Annotated in this window: 1 protein-coding gene; it reads right to left on the bottom strand. The window is 45.7% G+C overall.

All coding sequences use genetic code 11. The annotated features are described in order from the left end of the window. Positions 1–387, bottom strand: a 387-nt coding sequence (locus tag STRDD11_RS13830) for a hypothetical protein (RefSeq protein WP_164828525.1), incomplete at both ends; no start/stop codon positions are given.

The raw sequence follows: 387 nt of genomic DNA on the forward strand, positions 1-387 counted from the left end.
TCAATCAGGCGCGGAAGCTCGGTCTGCCCCAAGACACTGTCAGCCGGCGAATCAGCATTCATCAGGACCAGCACATCCCCACGGGCATTGACACGCATGTAGTTATCAGAGACAAGGTCGTTGATTGTTAAGACATTATCACTGCCAAAGACATATTTGTTGCGGCCTTTGGAAGTCCACTTGCCGCCTATAATTTCGCTAGCAACATCCTCCCCTACTTTTAAATCAAGAGCTTCTTTGAAATTTCTATCATTTAAAAGATTTTCACCCGCATCATTAATGAAACTATAGGCTCCATTGCTATGTTCTGAAATATTCTGAGCCGTCCGGAAAATCTGAGACTGGACTCCAGGCTCATTACCAAACCAGCCGGAGTAAGCAATAGCC

Origin of the sequence: Streptococcus sp. DD11 (assembly GCF_001578865.1) — a bacterium.
GTDB classification, from domain to species: Bacteria; Bacillota; Bacilli; order Lactobacillales; family Streptococcaceae; genus Streptococcus; species Streptococcus panodentis.